The 18,943-nt window shown below is 72.4% G+C and carries 12 protein-coding genes, 1 tRNA gene and 1 pseudogene; 12 read left to right on the forward strand and 2 right to left on the reverse strand.

The genetic code is table 11. The features are described 5' to 3' along the window. Positions 1 to 11 precede the first annotated feature (11 nt). The 10 genes from KUM40_RS14775 (at position 12) to KUM40_RS14820 (ending at position 14,165) form a co-directional block, all read left to right on the forward strand. On the forward strand, positions 12 to 1,010 hold the full coding sequence (locus KUM40_RS14775) for a sugar phosphate isomerase/epimerase (protein ID WP_217166383.1): 999 nt from the start codon (positions 12 to 14) through the stop codon (positions 1,008 to 1,010). Between the two features lie 284 nt (positions 1,011 to 1,294). Further along, positions 1,295 to 5,011: a ThuA domain-containing protein gene (locus KUM40_RS14780; RefSeq protein ID WP_217166384.1), complete on the forward strand. Its 3,717-nt coding sequence runs from the start codon at positions 1,295 to 1,297 to the stop codon at positions 5,009 to 5,011. 164 nt (positions 5,012 to 5,175) lie between these two features. Next, positions 5,176 to 6,474: an inositol-3-phosphate synthase gene (locus KUM40_RS14785; protein WP_217166385.1), complete on the forward strand. Its 1,299-nt coding sequence runs from the start codon at positions 5,176 to 5,178 to the stop codon at positions 6,472 to 6,474. Then, positions 6,471 to 7,553 (forward strand): SCO3242 family prenyltransferase, encoded by a 1,083-nt coding sequence (locus tag KUM40_RS14790; protein ID WP_217166386.1) that lies wholly within the window; start codon positions 6,471 to 6,473, stop codon positions 7,551 to 7,553. The genes KUM40_RS14785 and KUM40_RS14790 overlap by 4 nt, the downstream gene beginning before the upstream one ends. Then, positions 7,550 to 8,632, forward strand: coding sequence for a sugar phosphate isomerase/epimerase (locus tag KUM40_RS14795; protein WP_254395072.1), 1,083 nt, complete (start codon positions 7,550 to 7,552; stop codon positions 8,630 to 8,632). Before KUM40_RS14790 ends, KUM40_RS14795 begins: the two co-directional genes overlap by 4 nt. A gap of 13 nt (positions 8,633 to 8,645) precedes the next feature. Then, complete coding sequence (locus tag KUM40_RS14800; protein ID WP_217166387.1) at positions 8,646 to 9,383, forward strand: EboA domain-containing protein; 738 nt, start codon at positions 8,646 to 8,648, stop codon at positions 9,381 to 9,383. Continuing rightward, the gene (locus KUM40_RS14805; RefSeq protein ID WP_217166388.1) at positions 9,383 to 10,231 is read left to right on the forward strand and encodes a TatD family hydrolase; all 849 of its coding nucleotides are present in this window, start codon (positions 9,383 to 9,385) and stop codon (positions 10,229 to 10,231) included. Before KUM40_RS14800 ends, KUM40_RS14805 begins: the two co-directional genes overlap by 1 nt. A 3-nt stretch (positions 10,232 to 10,234) precedes the next feature. Further along, positions 10,235 to 11,410, forward strand: coding sequence for a metabolite traffic protein EboE (gene eboE / locus KUM40_RS14810; protein ID WP_217166389.1), 1,176 nt, complete (start codon positions 10,235 to 10,237; stop codon positions 11,408 to 11,410). After that, positions 11,407 to 12,819 (forward strand): nucleotide pyrophosphatase/phosphodiesterase family protein, encoded by a 1,413-nt coding sequence (locus KUM40_RS14815; protein WP_217166390.1) that lies wholly within the window; start codon positions 11,407 to 11,409, stop codon positions 12,817 to 12,819. The genes eboE and KUM40_RS14815 overlap by 4 nt, the downstream gene beginning before the upstream one ends. Positions 12,820 to 12,932: 113 nt before the next feature. After that, the gene (locus tag KUM40_RS14820) at positions 12,933 to 14,165 is read left to right on the forward strand and encodes a sugar phosphate isomerase/epimerase (RefSeq protein ID WP_217166391.1); all 1,233 of its coding nucleotides are present in this window, start codon (positions 12,933 to 12,935) and stop codon (positions 14,163 to 14,165) included. Here KUM40_RS14820 and KUM40_RS41305 read toward each other — a convergent pair. Together KUM40_RS41305 and KUM40_RS14830 are read right to left on the reverse strand one after the other, a co-directional pair. After that, positions 14,126 to 14,621: pseudogene (locus KUM40_RS41305) on the reverse strand (zinc ribbon domain-containing protein); the annotation flags it as partial. The gene KUM40_RS14820 and the pseudogene KUM40_RS41305 overlap by 40 nt on opposite strands. A 157-nt stretch (positions 14,622 to 14,778) precedes the next feature. Then, complete coding sequence (locus KUM40_RS14830; RefSeq protein ID WP_217166392.1) at positions 14,779 to 16,110, reverse strand: DUF2254 domain-containing protein; 1,332 nt, start codon at positions 16,108 to 16,110, stop codon at positions 14,779 to 14,781. A gap of 152 nt (positions 16,111 to 16,262) precedes the next feature. On the opposite strand from KUM40_RS14830, the gene KUM40_RS14835 reads away from it, so the two are divergent. Both KUM40_RS14835 and fusA read left to right on the forward strand, forming a co-directional pair. Then, positions 16,263 to 16,347: transfer RNA gene (locus KUM40_RS14835), tRNA-Leu, on the forward strand. A 414-nt stretch (positions 16,348 to 16,761) separates the two neighbouring features. Beyond that, positions 16,762 to 18,918, forward strand: a complete 2,157-nt coding sequence (gene fusA, locus KUM40_RS14840; protein ID WP_308401146.1) for an elongation factor G — start codon at positions 16,762 to 16,764, stop codon at positions 18,916 to 18,918. Positions 18,919 to 18,943 lie beyond the last annotated feature (25 nt).

Consider the following 18,943-nt stretch of genomic DNA (forward strand, 5'->3'; position numbering starts at 1 on the left):
CTGGCAGCGACATGCCGCGCAACTTCACTCTCTTCACCGGTCAGTGGGCGGACCTCCCTCTGGAGGAGGTCTGCCGCCGCGCCCGCGACTTCGGTTACGACGGCCTGGAACTCGCCTGCTGGGGCGACCACTTCGAAGTCGACAAGGCCCTCGCCGACCCCTCCTACGTGGACTCCCGCCACCAGTTGCTCGACGAGTACGGCCTCAAGTGCTGGGCGATCTCCAACCACCTCGTCGGCCAGGCCGTCTGCGACGCCGTCATCGACGAACGCCACCAGGCCATCCTGCCCGACCGCATCTGGGGCGACGGCGACGCCGAAGGCGTACGGCAGCGCGCCGCCGCCGAGATCAAGGACACCGCGCGGGCCGCCGCCCGCTTCGGCGTCGACACCGTCATCGGCTTCACCGGGTCGGCCATCTGGCATCTGGTCGCCATGTTCCCGCCCGTCCCCGAATCGATGATCGAGCGCGGCTACCAGGACTTCGCGGACCGCTGGAACCCGATCCTCGACGTCTTCGACGCCGAGGGCGTGCGGTTCGCGCACGAGGTGCACCCCAGCGAGATCGCCTACGACTACTGGACCACGCACCGCGCCCTGGAGGCGGTCGGCCACCGGCCCGCCTTCGGCCTGAACTTCGACCCCTCGCACTTCGTGTGGCAGGACCTCGACCCCGTCGGCTTCCTGTGGGACTTCCGCGACCGGATCTACCACGTCGACTGCAAGGAGGCCCGCAAGCGCCTCGACGGCCGCAATGGGCGGCTCGGCTCCCACCTGCCGTGGGGCGACCCTCGGCGTGGCTGGGACTTCGTGTCGGCCGGCCACGGCGACGTCCCCTGGGAGGACGTGTTCCGCATGCTGCGCTCCATCGACTACCAGGGACCCGTCTCCGTCGAGTGGGAGGACGCCGGCATGGACCGGCTGCAGGGCGCTCCCGAGGCCCTCACCCGGCTCAAGGCGTTCGACTTCGAACCGCCCAGCGCGTCCTTCGACGCCGCGTTCAATAGCTGATCCACGGCTGATCCGTACTCCCGAGCGCAGGTCGGGCGGGGGCCGGGACGGGGACCGGAGTACCCGCCGGTCCCCGGTCCGGTCTGCCCGAATCCCGCTTTGTCCTGAGTTGGGTAAAAGTTAAACAGGTCCTGGTCCAAGGGGTGTTCGCCCCGGAAGAACGCGGTTACCGTCCCTGAAGTGTTCAGGACATTCACGCCTCCGGGGTGACGGCGCACCCCGGCGCCCGCATCGCACGTCTTCGCACCCATCCCGTACGGCCCACCCGTTCCCGGAGGGACTTCGTGCACAGAACCAGACTCAAAGGCACCCGGACCACAAGGCGTCCCAGGCTTCGCACCGCCCTTGCCCTGTTCACCGGCCTGCTGCTGGCCGTGGGCACCCCCGCGACCGTCGCCGGAGCCCACCCGGGCCACCCGGAGCACGACGAGACGGCAGCCGCCGCCGAGGGACAGTTCCAGCAGGTACCGCTCGCCAAGGGCGAGCCCGAGATGGGCGAGCCGATGTCGCTCGCCGTGCTCCCGGACCGCAGCGTCCTGCACACCGCCCGCGACGGCACACTGCGCCTCACCGACCAGGGCGGCGTCACCAAGGTCGCCGGCCGGATCCCCGTCTACAACCACGACGAGGAGGGCCTGCAGGGCGTCGGCATCGACCCGGACTTCGAGAACAACCGGGCGATCTACCTCTACTACGCCCCGCCGCTCGACACCCCCGCGGGCGACGCCCCGGAGAACGGCACCGCCGAGGACTTCAAGCCGTTCGACGGCGTCAACCGCCTCTCCCGGTTCGTCCTCAAGCCCAACGGCACGCTGGACATGGCCAGCGAGAAGAAGGTCCTGGACGTCGCGGCCTCCCGCGGCACCTGCTGCCACGTCGGCGGCGACATCGCCTTCGACGCCGAGGGCAACCTCTACCTCTCCACCGGCGACGACACCAACCCCTTCGCCTCCGACGGCTACACGCCGATCGACGAACGAGCCGACCGCAACCCGGCCTTCGACGCCCGTCGCAGCGCCGGCAACACCAACGACCTGCGCGGCAAGATCCTGCGCATCAAGGTCGCCGAGGACGGCTCGTACACCGTCCCGGAGGGCAACCTCTTCGAGCCCGGCACGGAGAAGACCCGTCCCGAGATCTACGCGATGGGCTTCCGCAACCCGTTCCGCATCAGCGTCGACAAGAAGACCGGCACGGTCTACGTCGGCGACTACGGCCCCGACGCCGGTGCCGCCGACCCGAAGCGGGGCCCCGCGGGCCAGGTCGAGTTCGCCAAGGTCACCAAGGCCGCCAACTTCGGCTGGCCGTTCTGCACCGGCGACAACGACCCGTACGTCGACTACGACTTCGCCACCGGCACCTCCGGCGAGACCTTCGACTGCGCCGCCCCGAAGAACACCTCCCCGCACAACACCGGTCTCACCGACCTGCCGCCCGCCCAGGCCGCCTGGATCCCGTACGACGACGACTCCGTGCCCGAGTTCGGCAGCGGCTCCGAGTCCCCGATGGGCGGCCCGGTCTACCGCTACGACCCGGACCTCGAATCCAGCGTGAAGTTCCCCGAGGAATACGACGGGGACTTCTTCGCCGGCGAGTTCGGCCGCCGCTGGATCAAGCGGATCGAGCAGAACGCCGACGGCACGGTCTCGAAGATCAACGACTTCCCGTGGACCGGCACCCAGATCATGGACATGGAGTTCGGCCCCGACGGCGCGCTCTACGTCCTGGACTACGGCCTGTCCTGGTTCCAGGGAGACAAGGACTCGGCGCTCTACCGGATCGAGAACGCCCAGGACGGCTTCTCCCCGATCGCCGAGGTGAGCGCCAACAAGACGTCCGGCGCGGCCGGCCTGAGGGTGAAGTTCACCGCCACCGCCAAGGACGCCGACTCCCCGGACCTCACCTACGCCTGGGACTTCGGCGACGGCACCAAGGGCGAGGGACTCACCCCGAGGCACAAGTACAAGAAGGTCGGCACCTACACCGCGACCTTCACCGCCACGGACCCCGAGGGCAACACCGGCAACGCCAGCGTCCGCATCGTGGTCGGCAACACCGAACCCAAGGTGACCATCGAGACCCCGGGCAACGGCACCCTGCTCCCCATGGGCGAGCCCATCCCGTTCAAGGTGAAGGTCACCGACCCCGAGGAGACGATCGACTGCTCCAAGGTCAAGGTCGCCTACAGCCTCGGCCACGACTCCCACGCCCACGAGCTGACCAGCGAGATGGGCTGTGAGGGCACCCTCGAGCCGCCGCCCGGAGACGGCGGCCACGACCCCAACGCCAACATCTACGGCGTCGTCGGCGCCAGCTACACCGACGGCGGAGCCAACGGCCAGGAGGCCCTGACCGGCACCGCCCGCACCGTGATCCAGCCGCCGCACCGCCAGGCCGAGCACTTCACCACCCAGCAGGGCGTGTCGCCCATCGACAAGACCGGCGCCAACGGCGGCAAGACCGTCGGCGACATCAACGACGGCGACTGGATCTCCTTCAGCCCCTACAAGTTCGACGGGCAGAAGAAGCTGACCGTACGCGCCTCCTCCGGCGGCTCCGGCGGCTACATCGAGGTACGCACCGGTTCGCCCACCGGCAAGCTGCACGGCTCGGCGTACATCCCGCCGACCGGCAGTTGGGAGACCTTCCAGAACGTCGACGTACCCCTGCGGTCCCTGCCCAGGAAGACGACGGACCTCTACCTGGTCTTCAAGGGCGGCGAGGGCGCCCTGTACGACATCGACGACTTCGAGTTCTCCAAGGAGCCGTTCAAGGCCGGAAAGAAGGTCCTGGTCTTCTCCAAGACCGCCGGCTTCCGCCACGACTCCATCCCGGCCGGCATCGCCGCCCTGAAGGAGCTCGGCACCCCGGCCGGCATCTCGGTCACCGCGACCGAGGAGGCCGGACAGTTCACCACGGCCAACCTCGCCAAGTACGACGCGGTGGCCTTCCTGTCCACCACCGGTGACGTCCTCAACGCCGACCAGCAGAAGGCGTTCGAGAACTACGTCAAGAACGGCGGCGGCTACATGGGCATCCACGCCGCCGCCGACACCGAGTACGACTGGGAGTTCTACGGCGGCCTCGTCGGCGCCTACTTCGACTCGCACCCGGCCATCCAGAAGGCCACCGTCCGCATCGAGGACCACGACCACCCGGCCACCGCCCACCTGGACGACACCTGGGAGCACACCGACGAGCTGTACAACTACCGCACCAACCCGCGCGAGCAGGCCAAGGTCCTCGCCACCCTCGACGAGACCACCTACGACGGCGGCACCATGAAGGGCGACCACCCGATCGCCTGGTGCCAGAAGTACGGCGGCGGCCGCTCCTTCTACACCGGCCTCGGCCACACCAAGGAGTCCTACGCCGACGAGGCGTTCCGCGGCCACCTGCTCGGCGGCATGCAGTACGCCACCGGCCAGGTCAAGGCCAACTGCAAGCCGGACAAGGGCTACCGGGACATCTTCAACGGCGAGACCCTGGACGGCTGGAAGCAGGCCGGCCCCGGCACGTTCAACGTCAAGGACGGCACCCTGGAGTCCGAGGGCGGCATGGGCCTGCTCTGGTACCAGGCCAAGGAGCTGAAGTCGTACTCCCTCAAGCTCGACTGGAAGATGCAGGGCGACGACAACTCCGGGATCTTCGTGGGCTTCCCCGCCTCCGACGACCCCTGGTCCGCGGTGAACAAGGGCTACGAGATCCAGATCGACGCCACGGACGCCCCCGACCGCACCACGGGGTCCGTCTACTCGTTCAAGTCGGCCAACATCAAGGCCCGTGACCAGGTTCTGCGGCCGCCCGGCCAGTGGAACTCCTACGAGATCAAGGTCCGCGGGGAGCGCCTCCAGGTGTTCCTCAACGGAGTCAAGATCAACGACTTCACCAACAAGGACCCCGAGCGGAGCCTGACCGACGGTTACATCGGCCTCCAGAACCACGGCGCCGACGACCAGGTCTCCTTCCGCAACATCCAGCTCAAGGAACTGCGCTCCTAGGGCGAACCCGCCCTGAGGGGCAACCGGAACGGCGGCGGGCGGAGGACGCCGGACCTCCGCCCGCCGTCACCCCGCACGGACCACCTCCGGCCGTACCACCGCTTGTGTGCTCGACGCACTCGACGCACTCGACGCACTCGACGCGCTCGACAAGGAGGCTGCCCATGTCCGCGTCCCCCTCTGGTTCCCCCCGTGGCTCCCGCACCGGCGTCTGGCTGATCGGGGCCCGCGGTTCCGTCGCCACCACGGTGGTGGCGGGCTGCGCCGCCGTGACCGCGGGGCTGCACCCCCCGACCGGCATGGTCACCGAGACCCCCGACTTCGCCGACACGGGACTGCCCGCGCTGTCGTCCATCGTCTTCGGCGGCCACGACACCGTGGACTGCCCGCTGCCCAAGCGGGCGGAGGCCCTGGGCGCCGGCGGCGTGCTGCCGCCCGGACTGCCCTCGGCGGTGCGCGCCGAACTGGCCACGGCCGACCAGGAGATCCGCCCCGGCGGCCCGCTGCCCGGCGACACCCGCGACGAGGAGGAGCTGATCGCCGCGTTCGCCGCGGACATCACCGACTTCGTACGACGCTCGGGCGCGGACCGGGCGGTGGTGGTCAACGTGGCCTCCACCGAGCCCGCGCCCACCGGAGGCACCCTCCCGGCCAGCTCGCTGTACGCGGCGGCGGCTCTGCGCGCAGGCTGTCCGTACGTCAACTTCACGCCGTCGACCGGCCTGCACCACCCGTCGCTGGCCGCACCGGCCGCGGTGAGCGGCGTGCCGTACGCGGGCCGCGACGGCAAGACCGGGCAGACCCTGCTGCGCTCGGTGCTGGGCCCGATGTTCGCGCAGCGGGCGCTCACCGTACGAGCCTGGTCCGGGACCAACCTCCTCGGCGGCGGCGACGGCGCCGCCCTCGCCGACCCCGCGGCCGCCGCTGCCAAGAACGCCGGCAAGGAACGCGTCCTCGCCGACACCCTCGGTGCCGCACCCGAGGGCGAGGTCCACATCGACGACGTGCCCGCACTCGGCGACTGGAAGACGGCCTGGGACCACATCGCCTTCGACGGCTTCCTCGGCGCCCGGATGTTCCTCCAGACCACCTGGCAGGGCTGCGACTCGGCGCTCGCCGCCCCCCTCGTCCTCGACCTGGCCCGGCTGGCCGCCCGCGCCCAGGAGAGGGGCCTGACCGGCCCACTGAGCGAGCTGGGCTTCTACTTCAAGGACCCGGTGGGAGACGGCCCGTCGTCGCTGGCCGAACAGTACGCGGAGCTGACGCGCTTCGCCGGACGGCTGCGCGAGGGCGGCGGCGGTCGCGGCGATGGGGGGCTGAGTGACGGCGCAGACGGTCGCGGTGCCGGTCCGTCGCGCGGCCCTGCCGATGACAGGGCCGATCGCGGGGCCGATGAAGGGGCCGATGAAGGGGCCGATCGCATGGTCGACGACGGCGCCGACGAGCGTGGGGCGCGGCGATGAGCCGCATCGTCGCCGCCGCGCGGGACACCCCCGTGCCCGCCGGGTCGGCGCGGGCGGACTCGCCGGCCACCGGGGACGCCGACCCGCTCCCCGGCGACAGCGCACCCCGCCCGTCCCGGCCCGGCTCGGGCCGCGCGGGCGCGTGGGCCGAACTGCTGCGCCTGCCGGCGCTGTTCACCGTCCCCGGCGACGCCCTGGCCGGCGCGGCCGCGGCCGGCGCACGCCCCGGACCCCGCACCCTGCTCGCCATCGGCTCCTCCCTGTGCCTGTACGAGGCCGGCATGGCCCTGAACGACTGGGCGGACCGCGCCGAGGACGCCGTGGAGCGCCCGCACCGCCCGCTCCCCTCGGGCCGCGTCCGCCCGGCCGCCGCCCTCACCGCCGCCGGTGTCCTCACCGGCGCCGGACTGGCGCTCGCCGCCGGTGCGGGACGCCCCGCCCTCGCCGTGGCCGCGCCCCTGGCCGCGACCGTGTGGGCCTACGACCTCGCCCTGAAGCACACGCCCGCCGGTCCGGCGGCCATGGCCGCCGCCCGGGGACTGGATCTGCTCCTGGGCGCCGCGGCCACCGGCGGCGGCACCCGCGCCGCGCTGCCGTCCGCCGCGCTGCTCGGCACACACACCCTCGCGGTCACGGCCGTCTCCCGCCGGGAGACCACCGGCGGTTCGGTCCTGGCCCCGCTGGCGGCGCTCGCGACGACGGGAGCGCTGACCCGGCTGGTCACCCGCCGCACCCGCCGCACCCGACTCCCGGCAGGCCGGCGGGCAGCAGCCGCCCCCGGCCTGCCGGGCTCCAGCCCGGCCGAGGGCCCGCCGGGGGCCACCGACGCCCTCGCCACCGCCCTGGGCGTCGCCTACGCCGCCACGGCCGCCCGCCCCTACTTCCACGCCGCGCTCAACCCGTCACCCCCGCTCACCCAACGCGCCGTCGGCGGCGGCATCCGGGCCACCGTCCCCCTCCAGGCGGCACTCGCCGCCCGTTCCGGTGCCGCCGCCACGTCCGTCCTGGTCGCGGCCCTGGCCCCGGCCGGCCGGATGTTCGCGAGGCGCGCCGGCATGAGGAAGGTGAGCATCACATGAGCCGGACCCCGAACCAGGACCGACCGAACGCGGCCAGGGACGATGCCGAGTACGGTGCCCGAGCCCGGGCCGGGGGCGGGGGCAGCGGCGAGGACAGCGCCAAGGGTGGCGCCGCGCAGGCCCCGGGGCAGCCACCGACCGCGGACGGTGCCACCGGGGTCCGCCCGGCACCGATCCCGGACGGCACCGCCGCACACCCGCTCCGCTTCGGCTACGGCACCAACGGCCTCGCCGACCTCCGTCTCGACGACGCCCTCACCCTCCTCGCCGACCTGGGATACGACGGCGTCGGCCTGACCCTCGACCACATGCACCTCGACCCGCTCGCCCCCGACCTGGCCGCCCGCACCCGCCGCGTCGCGCACCGGCTGGACGCGCTCGGGCTCGGCGTGACCGTGGAAACCGGCGCCCGCTACGTGCTCGACCCGCGCCGCAAGCACGGCCCCTCCCTGCTCGACCCCGACCCGGAGGACCGCGCCCGCCGCGGAGACCTCCTGGTCCGTGCCGTCGACGTCGCCGCCGACCTCGGCGCCCACGCCGTGCACTGCTTCAGCGGCGTCACCCCGGCGGGCACGGACGAGGACACGGCGTGGAAGCGGCTGGCCGAGTCCCTCGCGCCGGTCCTCGACGCCGCCGCCACCGCGGGCGTCCCCCTCGCGGTGGAGCCCGAACCGGGGCATCTCCTGTCCACCCTCGCCGACTTCCACACGCTGCGCCGCACCCTCGGCGACCCCGAACACCTCGGCCTCACCCTGGACATCGGCCACTGCCAGTGCCTCGAACCCCTCCCTCCCGCCGACTGCGTGCGCGCCGCCGCCCCCTGGCTGCGCCACGTACAGATCGAGGACATGCGCCGCGGCGTCCACGAACACCTCCCCTTCGGTGACGGCGAGATCGACTTCCCGCCCGTCCTGGAGGCCCTCGCCGCCACCGGCTACCAGGGCCTGACCGTCGTCGAACTGCCCCGCCACTCCCACGCGGGCCCCCACTTCGCCGAACGCTCCCTCCCGTTCCTGCGCCGGGCCGCGCCTGCGCCCCACCGCCCCGACCGCCCGGGCGAGCCCTCCGCCACCCACTGAAGGGAGCCACCCCATGACGCAGCCGCACGCCACCCACGTCACCCCCGGCACCCAGGACGCGGACGGCACCCCCGCCGGGCAGGACCCCCAGGGCACCACCCCGGCCCACGTCCCGCCCGACGACCTGCGCACCGCTCTCGCCGCCCGGCTCGGCGGAGCCGCCCGCGCCTGGCTGGACCAGGCCCTGGACGAGGCCGCCGCCCACCCCGGCACCCACGGCCCCATCTCGGTGTGGGAGCTGCGCCTCGCCGAGGCCGGCCGCCGCTGCGGGCCCGCCCACGCCGACGCCGCCCGGGTCCTCGTCCTGCACGCCGCCCGCGCCGACACCGAGGCCCTGACCCGGGTCTACTCCCAGGGCACCGCAGACGAACGCCGCGCCGTCCTGCACGCGCTGCCCCACCTCGTGCCGGGACCGGACGGCCTCCCGCTCGTCGAGGACGCCCTGCGCACCAACGACACCCGGCTCGTCGCCGCCGCCCTCGGCCCGTACGCCGCCCGGCACCTCGACGCGCACCAGTGGCGGCACGCCGTACTGAAGTGCCTGTTCACCGGCGTCCCCGTCGACAGCGTGGCGGACCTCGCCCGCCGGGCCCACGGGGACGACGAACTCGCCCGCATGCTCGCCGACTACGCCGCCGAACGTACCGCCGCGGGCCGCGCCGTCCCCGAGGACCTGCATCGCGTCCTGGCCCTGACCGAGCCCGCGCCTCCCGCGCCCGGCACCGCCGACCCCCACGGCAAGGAGTCCTGATGCGCATCTTCGACCCCCACATCCACATGACCTCCAGGACCACCGACGACTACGAGGCCATGTACGCGGCCGGTGTCCGCGCCCTCGTCGAGCCTTCCTTCTGGCTGGGCCAGCCCCGCACCTCGCCCGCCTCCTTCCGCGACTACTTCGACGCCCTCCTCGGCTGGGAACCCTTCCGCGCCGCCCAGTACGGCATCGCCCACCACTGCACGATCGCCCTCAACCCCAAGGAGGCGAACGACCCCCGGTGCCTGCCCGTCCTGGACGAACTGCCCCGCTATTTCGTCAAGGACCGGGTGGTGGCGGTCGGTGAGATCGGCTACGACTCGATGACGCCCGCCGAGGACACCGCCCTGACCACCCAGCTCCAGCTCGCCGCCGACCACGGCCTGCCCGCCCTGGTGCACACCCCGCACCGCGACAAGCTGGCCGGCCTGCGCCGCACCCTGGACGTGGTCCGCGAGTCGGCGCTGCCCACGGAGCGGGTGCTGGTCGACCACCTCAACGAGACCACCGTCAAGGAGGCCAAGGACAGCGGCGCCTGGCTCGGCTTCTCCGTCTATCCGGACACCAAGATGGACGAGGCCCGGATGGTCGCCCTGCTGCGCGCGTACGGCCCGGAACAGGTCCTGGTGAACTCCGCCGCCGACTGGGGCAGGAGCGACCCGCTCAAGACCCGCAAGGTCGGCGACCTGATGCTCGCCGAGGGCTTCACCGAGGACGACGTGGACCGGGTGCTGTGGCGCAACCCCGTCGCCTTCTACGGACTCAGCGGACGCCTGGAACTCGACGTGGCCTCCGGCGACGCCACGCACGAGGGCAACTCCATCCTGCGCGGCGGGGAGTGAGCGATGCGCTTCCGGCACCCCGACGGCTCCACCGTCCACCTCGCCTACTGCACCAACGTCCACCCCGCCGAGACCCTCGACGGCGTCCTCGCCCAGCTCCGCGACCACTGCGAGCCGGTCCGCCGCCGCCTGGGCCGCGACCGCCTCGGCATCGGGTTGTGGCTCGCCCGCGACGCCGCCCACGCCCTGGTCACCGACCCCGCGGCCCTGCGCGGCCTGCGCACCGAACTCGACCGGCGCGGCCTGGAGGTCGTCACCCTCAACGGCTTCCCCTATGAGGGCTTCGGCGCCGAGGAGGTCAAGTACCGTGTCTACAAGCCGGACTGGGCCGACCCCGAACGCCTCGATCACACCACCTCCCTGGCCCGGCTGCTCGCCGGACTGCTGCCGGACGACGTCACGGACGGCACCATCTCCACCCTGCCGCTCGCCTGGCGCACCGCCTACGACGAGGCCCGCGCCGACAAGGCCCGCGCCGCCCTGGTGACCCTCGCCGAACGTCTCGACGCCCTCCACGAACTGACCGGCCGCTCCATCCGCATCGGCCTGGAACCGGAACCCGGCTGCGTCGTCGAGACCACCCACGACGCCATCGCCCCGCTGACCGCGATCGCCCACGACCGCATCGGCGTCTGCGTCGACACCTGCCACCTCGCCACCTCCTTCGAAGACCCGCACACCGCCCTGGACGCCCTGACCGCGGCCCGCGTCCCCGTCGTCAAGTCCCAGCTCTCCGCCGCCCTGCACGCCGAACAGCCCCGTGACCCGGCGGTCCGCGAGGCGCTCGGCGCCTTCGCCGAACCCCGCTTCCTGCACCAGACCCGCACCACCACCTCGACCGGCGCCCTGCACGGCACCGACGACCTCGACGAGGCCCTCGCGGACGACGGCCCGCTGCCCGACACCGCGCCCTGGCGCGCCCACTTCCACGTGCCCCTGCACGCGGCCCCCGCCGCGCCCCTCACCTCCACACTCCCCGTGCTCAAGGCCGCGCTGACCCGGCTCGTCGGCGGCCCGCACCCCCTCACCCGTCATCTGGAGGTCGAGACCTACACCTGGCAGGCCCTTCCGCCCGAGCTGCGGCCCCGCGCCCGCGCCCAGCTCACCGACGGCATCGCCGCCGAGCTGACCCTCGCCCGCGACCTGTTGACGGACCTCGGCCTGAAGGAACTGCCATGACCGGACCGACCCACCCCGCCGCGACCCACCCCGACGAACCGACCCCGCTCCTCGTCCTGGACGTCGTCGGCCTCACCCCCCGTCTCCTCGACCACATGCCCCACCTCAAGCAGCTCGGCCAGTCCGGCTCCCGCGCCCCTCTCGGCACCGTCCTGCCCGCCGTTACCTGCGCCGCCCAGTCCACCTTCCTCACCGGCACCCACCCCGGCGAGCACGGCATCGTCGGCAACGGCTGGTACTTCCGCGAACTGGGCGACGTCCTGCTGTGGCGCCAGCACAACGGACTAGTCGCCGGCGACAAACTCTGGGACGCCGCCCGACGCGCCCACCCCGGCTACACCGTCGCCAACATCTGCTGGTGGTACGCCATGGGCGCCGACACCGACATCACCGTCACCCCCCGTCCCGTCTACTACGCCGACGGCCGCAAGGAACCCGACTGCTACACCAGGCCCCCGGCCCTGCACGACGAACTCACCGACAAGCTCGGCACCTTCCCCCTCTTCCACTTCTGGGGACCCGGCGCGGACCTGGTCTCAAGCCAGTGGATCATCGACGCCACTCGGCACATCATGGCCACCCGGCACCCCGACCTGACGCTCTGCTACCTCCCTCACCTCGACTACGACCTCCAGCGCTTCGGCCCCGACGACCCGCGCTCCCTGAAGGCCGCCGCCGACCTGGACGCGGCACTGGCCCCGCTGCTCGACGACGCCCGCGCCGAGGGCCGCACCGTCGTCGCGCTCTCGGAGTACGGCATCACCCCCGTCAGCCGGCCCGTGGACATCAACCGCGCCCTGCGCCGAGCCGGACTGCTCGAGGTGCACACGCAGGACGGCATGGAGTACCTCGACCCGATGGCGTCCCGTGCCTTCGCGGTCGCCGACCACCAGGTCGCCCACGTGTACGTCCGCCGCCCCGAGGACCTCGACGCGACCCGCGCCGCCCTGGAAGGACTGCCCGGCATCGAGCAACTCCTCGACGACGAGGGCAAGAAGGCCCAGCACCTCGACCATCCGCGGGCCGGCGAACTCGTCGCCCTGGCGGAGCCGGACGCCTGGTTCACGTACTACTACTGGCTCGACGACGACCGCGCGCCCGACTTCGCGCAACTCGTCGAGATCCACCGCAAACCCGGCTACGACCCGGTCGAGCTGTTCATGGACCCGCTCGACCCCTACGTCAAGGTCAAGGCGGCCGGCGCCCTGGCCCGCAAGAAGCTCGGCATGCGCTACCGCATGGCGGTCGTGCCCCTGGACCCCTCACCTATTCGAGGCAGCCACGGCCGCCTCCCCGCGAGCGACGACGACGGTCCGCTCCTCATCTGCTCCACCCCCCGCGCTGTCGGAGACCGCGTCGCGGCCACCGACGTGAAACAACTCCTGCTCCGGCTCGCCGGACTCGGCTGACGCACCACCGGTGCGCTCTGTGAGATCCGACTACCGAGAGTCAAACACACGGCACTGACAACGGCCCGCCCGAGCCGCATCGGCGCAGGCCACGACCCAGAAGGCAGGCACCCGTGACCCCGTTCACCGACCCCTCCCGCACCGACGCCGGCACAGACCCGTCCGCCGACGGCCCGGGCGAGAGCCTGCGCCGCACCCTCGGCGTGGGCAGGCGCCGTTTCCTCAGCACCTGCACCGCCGTGGCGGCCGGAGCCGTCGCCGCCCCCGTATTCGGAGCGTCCCCCGCCCTCGCCCACGGCCGCGGCAGAGACCACGATCATGACCACGACCACGACCACGGCCATGGGCACGGCCACGGCCACGGTCAGATCCTCGTCCCGGCGGACAAGCGCGGCATCATCCTGTACACCGTCCGTGACGCCACCGCCCGCGACCCCCTCGCCTCCGACCTGCCGTCCGGCTTCCGCGAAGTGTTCAAGCAACTGGCCCGCCACGGCTACCGCCAGGTGGAGTTCGCCGGCTACAACCAGCACGCGAACGCTCCCGGCGGCGCAAGCCTGGAGTCCATCAAGGGCGCCCGGCTGCTGCGCTGCTGGCTCGACGACTACGGTCTGCGCGCCCAGGGCAACCACGGCTTCATCCCGTCCTCCTGGCCGCTGACCACCGAGGACAAGGACACCTTCAAGAAGCACCTTGAGATCGCCAACATCCTCGGCATGGACCACATGGGCACCGGCGGCGACCCCACCGGCAGCTCCTACCGCGCGGACTGGGACGTGGCCGCCGACAAGTGGAACGCTCTCGGCGCGATCGCCCACCGCGAGGGCATCAAGCTCTACACCCACAACCACGACAGCGCCTACGGTTTCCTGCTCGACGGCGGCCCGCTGGACGACCAGGGCCGGCCGACCCGCAGCTCGGGCATCCGCAAGCTGGAGTACTTCCTCAAGATCAGCGACCCGAGGGTCGTCTGGCTGGAGATGGACATCTTCTGGGCGCACGTGGCCCAGTACAAGTTCCACGAGTACACCGCCCACGACGGCTCCACCCGCAAGGACGTCTTCGACCCGGCCGGACTGGTCGCCCGCCACAACCGGCGCTACCCGCTGTTCCACGCCAAGGACGGCGTGGTCAGCACGACCAACGGCCAGGGCTACGACATGGTGCCCTTCGGAACCGGAGTCATCGACTACACGTCGTTCTTCTCCCGGGTCGGGCAGCGCAACTACCACAACCCGATGATCGAGGACGACAACTCCCCGAGCGCCACCGACCCCGCGCAGTCGCTGCGCGAGGCCAAGATCAGCTACGACAACCTGGCGGCCCTGCGCAAGCGGTGCCGCTGACCTGGAACACGGACCGGGCGGCCCTTCCCGCGTGCTGCGGGAGGGGCCGCCCGGTCCGTGCGAGGCAGGCGGTGCCCGCATTGGGGGCAGGCGCGGGAGGTGTTGCGGGGGTCCACGGCGATCACTTCCCGTCCGGCATCGTTGATCGACTTGTTGAGCCCGGCCTTCGCGGCGGCCCCGTTGGGCAGGAACGTGCCCGGCCGGTCGGGGGCGGGCTTCGGCACAGGGGACCTGCTCATGTTGCGGATCTTGAGGTCTTCGTGCGCGATGAAGTGGAGTTCCATCGGCATACGTGCCCGTCCTTGGGAAGTCCACCGTGACGAACCAGTTCACCCGCGAAAGCGCGGGCACCCCGGTGTCGCCGGACTTGATCCGGCGGAAGAACGCGGCGAACGCCTTGTTGAGACGCCGCAAGGTGGCCTGCTGCGAACTGAACGACCAGCGGCCCTGACGCTCCGAGAGCCGGCGACGTACGACAGGCCGGCGCCGCAGATCCGGGCGTTCAAGGTCGGCCACGGCGCGTCCTGGCGGGGGAGCGGCCCCCCGGGAACTTCCCGGACCACCACCTCATGCCGTAACGGCGTGACCCGGGACCCCCACGGGATGGCCCCGGTCAGCCGATGCCCTGCCGGTCCGGCAACAGGGCGAAGGCCCGGTCCGCCGGTGTCGGCGCGGTCCGCTCGACGGCCTGCCGCAGCAGCTCGCGGTGGCGCAGCAGCGGTGCGCGCCGCTCCGGCGGCACGAGCAGCAGCAGGTCGTCGAAAGCGGCCAGCAGACGCCGAGTGACCTGCGGCGTCCCGGCCGCGCAGGCACGGACCTCGGCGAAGCCCAAGTCCACCAACTCCGTCCAGCCGGGCACGGGCTGCACCAGCCGGACCGTCCCGCGCCGGTCCCGGTGCACCGCGGTGTCCAACGGCCGCCGGGACAGGGTGGCCAGGATCTGCACGACCCGGTCCAGAGCCTGAACGGCGGTCGTCGGATCGTTGATCGCCCCGGACATGGCGCGCAGCCCGATGTCGGACAACTGGCGCAGCCCGAACGCCAGGTCCTGGTGGAAGGTGCGCTCCACTCCCACGGACAGGGCGTACCGCAGCGCCCGGCGCGGTGGGGCCGCCCCGCCGTGCACCGCCAGGACGGGGGTGCCCGGCACCAGGAAGTCGCCGATGCGCGGAACCAGCCGCAACACCACCCCGTGCCCCCGTGCCACCCGCACCAACCGCGCGATGTGTACGTCCCGCAGCACACCGGCGTGCCCGTCGTGGGCGACCCACGCCGTCACCGGCCCGAGGCCGGGCGTCTCGCCGCCGCCCGTCGGCACCGGCATCAGGGCCGCCACCCGGAAGGACTCGGCGGCGATGCGGGCGATCACATGACTGATCCGCATCAGCCGCAGCGTCGCGTTCACGTACATCACGAAGAGCAGCAGGCTCAGCGCGACCATGACGAGCGTGAGCACCGACTGCACCAGGGGCACGGACGTGGCGGCGCGGGGATCGGGGTTGCTGTCGTAGCTGGTCAGGACGAGCAGCGTCAGGACGAAGGTGGCGAGGAAGACCGCGAAGGTCGCCTTGGTGATCCGGCTGCGGACGAAGAGCCGCACCACCCGCGGGGTGAACTGGCCGCTCGCCATCTGCACGGCCACCAGCGAGATGCTGAACACCACACCGATGAAGGTCATCATCGCCGAGCCGACCGCGGACACCACCGTCTTCGCGTCGTCCGCGAACCGCAGCAGTTCGGCGAGCGTGTCGTAGTCGCCGTCGTCCTGCAGCGAACGGACGAGGGCGGCGTCCAGCTCCTGGGCCACCAGCCACACCACGAAGACGCCCACCATCGCCGCCGTGGGCGCGAACCAGAACGTGTCCCGCAGATGCTCCCTGAGCGGCGACAACACTCGCGGCCGACGACGCGGCAGCGGGCCCTGCGTAACCATCCAGTCACTCATGGTGTGACCCTAGGCGCCCTGGAGCCGTCGGTCCCGGACCGCCGCTCAGAGGGAGGGCGGAGGAAGGAAACGCAGGTGAAGGGTGCTGCGAAAGCTTGGTATGGTTGTCCATGTCGCCGCGGGGTCCACACCCGCACAGCGATGGACACCTGGTCCGGGTGGCGGAATGGCAGACGCGCTAGCTTGAGGTGCTAGTGCCCTTTATCGGGCGTGGGGGTTCAAGTCCCCCCTCGGACACAAGATCAGGCAGACGAGATGCCGGTCGGGAGCGATCCCGACCGGCATCCGGCGTTTTACGGCGTTCTCCGGCGTCCCGCCGCAGGGAAATGTGATGCGGCCGGGAAATGCGGTGCGGCAGGGCCCCCGGCCTCCCTACACTCACCACGACACCGAGATCGAGTGAGGGGAGCCGGGCCGTGCGCATCCGTACCGCTGCCGTCGTTCCCCCGTCCCGGTACGAGGTGATCCTGGTGTCTTCGGCCGTCCGGTGTCCGCCGCGCGGCCGGCACCGGATGCCCGCGACGAGCGTCTGACGCACCGACACGCCTGCCGTCACACCGCGGCGGGACGTGGCTCCGGTCGCGCTCCTGTCCTGCTCACGTCCCGGGAATCGCGCCGCCCTTCTCACGTTCCAGCGAAAGGCCACGGGCCGTGCGCACCCACTCCAACGCCCAAACCAACGCCCACATCAACCCGCTCACCACCGTCCGCAACCTGGGCATCCTCGCCCACGTCGACGCCGGCAAGACCACCGTCACCGAGCGGATCCTCTACACCACCGGCACCACCTACAAGCGCGGCGAGGTCCACGACGGCACCACCGTCACCGACTTCGACCCGCAGGAACGCGACCGCGGCATCACCATCTTCGCCGCGGCCGTCAGCTCCTCCTGGGACGGCCACCGGATCAACCTGATCGACACCCCGGGGCACGTCGACTTCGCCGACGAGGTGGAGCGCTCCCTGCGCGTGCTGGACGGCGCGGTCGCCGTGTTCGACGCGGTCGCGGGCGTGGAGCCGCAGAGCGAGTCCGTGTGGCGGCAGGCCGACCGGCACGGCGTGCCGAGGATCGCGTTCGTCAACAAGATGGACCGGGCGGGCGCCGACCTCGACACGGCCGTCGCCTCCATCCGCGAGCGGCTGCACCCCGTACCCCTGGTCGTGCAGTTGCCCATCGGTACCGAGGACGGCTTCACCGGCGTCGTCGATCTGGTCCGCATGCGCGCCCTGGTCTGGGCGGACGGCGCGGAGACGGCCCAGGAGGGACCGGTGCCCGACGCCCTGCGCGAGGAGGCGGCACACCGGCGGCGACTGCTGGAGGAGGCCGTGGCGGAACGCCACCCGGCGGCGCTGGAGGAGTTCTGCGACCGGGAGACGCTCACCGCGGCCACCCTCACCGCCGCCCTGCGCGACCTGACGCGCGCCGGCGACGGCGTGGTCGTGCTGTGCGGGTCGGCCTACCGCAACCGCGGTGTCGAACCGCTGCTGGACGCGGTCGCGGCCTACCTGCCGTCCCCGCTGGACGTGCCCCCGGTACGCGGCACCCACGACGGCACGGACCAGGAACGGCCCGCCGACCCGGCGGCGCCGATGGCGGCACTGGCGTTCAAGGTGAACGCCACTCCGACGGGACGGCTGACGTACCTGAGGGTGTACTCGGGCACGATCGAGAAGGGAGACACCGTGTGGGACGCCGGCACGCGCCGCACCGAGCGCGTCGGCCGCATCCTGCGGGTGCGGGCCGACCGGCACGACCCGCTGGAGCGGGCGGTCGCCGGGGACATCGTCGCCGTGGTCGGGCTGAAGTCCGCCCGCGCCGGCTCGACCCTGTGCGCACCGGGCGCCCCGCTGGTCCTGGAACCTCCGGGCGTGGCCGAACCGGTCGTGCACGTGTCGGTGGAGGCGAGGCGCTCCACCGACACCGACCGGCTGGCCACGGCGCTCGCCCGGCTCACCGAGGAAGATCCCTCGCTGGCCGTGCGGACCGACCCGGAGACCGGGCAGACCGTCCTGTCGGGCATGGGCGAACTCCACCTCGAGGTGGCGGTGGAACGCGTCCGGCGCGAGCACGGCCTCGAGGTGTCCGTGGGACGCCCCGGCGTCGCGTACCGCGAGACGGTCGGCGAAGGCGTGACCGGCTACGTCCACCGGCACGTCAAACAGGACGGCGGAGCCGGGCAGTTCGCGCACATCGTGCTCGACGTGGAGCCGTGGCAGGAAGGGGAGGGCGAAGGCGAGGGCAAAGGTGAGGGGGATGACAAGGACAAGGACGCGGCGGGCGGCGGATTCGTGTTCCGGTCGACGGTCGTCGGCGGGCGCGTGCCGCAGGAGTTCGTCCGGGCCGTCGAGGCGGGCTGCCGGGACGCCCTCGCCGAGGGCCCGCTCGGAGGGCACCCGGTGACCGGCCTCAGGGTCACGCTCACCGACGGCCGGACCCATGTGAAGGACTCCTCGGACACGGCCTTCCGCACCGCCGGCCGGTTCGGGCTCCGCGACGCCCTGCGCGCCTCGGCGATGGTCCTGCTCGAACCGGTCGTCGAGGTCACGGTCACCGTGCCCGAGGACGCGGTCGGCGGCGTACTCGGCGACCTCGCCGCGCGCCGCGGCCGGGTCACCGGCTCCGACACCCGGGGCGGCGCGGCGGCCGTGACGGCCACGGTGCCGCTGGCCGAGCTGTTCGGTTACGCGACCCGGCTGCGCAGCCGCACCCAGGGCCGGGGCACCTTCACCGCCCGGCCCACCGGCTACGCGCCGACGCCGACGCCGACGCCGACGCCGACGCCGACGGCCGTGACGCGGCCGCGGTAGTGCCCAGGATGCCCCCGCACCACGC

It is taken from the genome of Streptomyces sp. AC512_CC834, from assembly GCF_019049325.1.
Taxonomy (GTDB): domain Bacteria; phylum Actinomycetota; class Actinomycetes; order Streptomycetales; family Streptomycetaceae; genus Streptomyces.

Coding starts and splice junctions, on each gene's coding strand:
- KUM40_RS14775 (WP_217166383.1), top strand. CDS start 12: ATGCCGCGCAACTTCACTCTCTTCACCGGTCAGTGGGCGGACCTCCCT.
- KUM40_RS14785 (WP_217166385.1), top strand. CDS start 5,176: ATGTCCGCGTCCCCCTCTGGTTCCCCCCGTGGCTCCCGCACCGGCGTC.
- KUM40_RS14790 (WP_217166386.1), top strand. CDS start 6,471: ATGAGCCGCATCGTCGCCGCCGCGCGGGACACCCCCGTGCCCGCCGGG.
- KUM40_RS14795 (WP_254395072.1), top strand. CDS start 7,550: ATGAGCCGGACCCCGAACCAGGACCGACCGAACGCGGCCAGGGACGAT.
- KUM40_RS14800 (WP_217166387.1), top strand. CDS start 8,646: ATGACGCAGCCGCACGCCACCCACGTCACCCCCGGCACCCAGGACGCG.
- KUM40_RS14805 (WP_217166388.1), top strand. CDS start 9,383: ATGCGCATCTTCGACCCCCACATCCACATGACCTCCAGGACCACCGAC.
- eboE (WP_217166389.1), top strand. CDS start 10,235: ATGCGCTTCCGGCACCCCGACGGCTCCACCGTCCACCTCGCCTACTGC.
- KUM40_RS14815 (WP_217166390.1), top strand. CDS start 11,407: ATGACCGGACCGACCCACCCCGCCGCGACCCACCCCGACGAACCGACC.
- KUM40_RS14830 (WP_217166392.1), bottom strand. CDS start 16,110: ATGAGTGACTGGATGGTTACGCAGGGCCCGCTGCCGCGTCGTCGGCCG.